This window comes from Synechococcus sp. F70.1, assembly GCF_047502745.1.
In the GTDB taxonomy this organism is placed as follows: Bacteria; Cyanobacteriota; Cyanobacteriia; order Thermostichales; family Thermostichaceae; genus Thermostichus.
Window position 1 is genome coordinate 1 of record NZ_JANSJL010000028.1, and the last position, 542, is coordinate 542.

General features: G+C 46.7%; 1 protein-coding gene. It reads left to right on the top strand.

Annotated elements, in window-relative coordinates:
• Positions 1 to 17: 17 nt before the first annotated feature.
• On the top strand, positions 18 to 542 hold a 525-nt coding region (locus NW860_RS01685), incomplete at its 3' end, for a DUF1614 domain-containing protein (RefSeq protein ID WP_414512018.1).

Genomic DNA, 542 nt, shown 5'->3' on the forward strand with positions numbered 1-542 from the left:
TTTAACAGCCTGACAGGATGGTATCCATTATTTCCAGTTCCCCGAAGGGACGCGACCCGACTGTGCTGTGCGATTCAGCGGCTGTACGACCAGTGTTTTCATTAATTCCACTTCCCCGAAGGGAAGCGACTGCCTATCTACTCTTTTTACTCCTGCTCTTAGCCTTCCCGTTTCTCTGGTTGGTGGTTACCCTAGATGCGGTTCAAGTTGCTGTTGCAAAGCTCGAATTTTCTCCTAACCTATCTCTTGTGCTGCTGACCCTAGTAATTATTGAGAGTACGATTAATATCCCCCTTTATGAGAGAGTTTCCAAAGTAGCTATGGTACCTGATTTGGATCGATTGTGGACGATGCGCTTCTTTTGGGGTATTCCCTTAAGGCGAATTGAACAGAAAACGATTGTGGCGTTGAATGTCGGGGGTGGTCTGATTCCAACCCTATTGGCCATTTATCAGTTTACCTGTGTTTCGCCAATTTTGATTGTGCTTGTCACGGCTGTGGTGACAATAGTTAGTTATTATTCTGTCCAGGTGGTGCCGGGG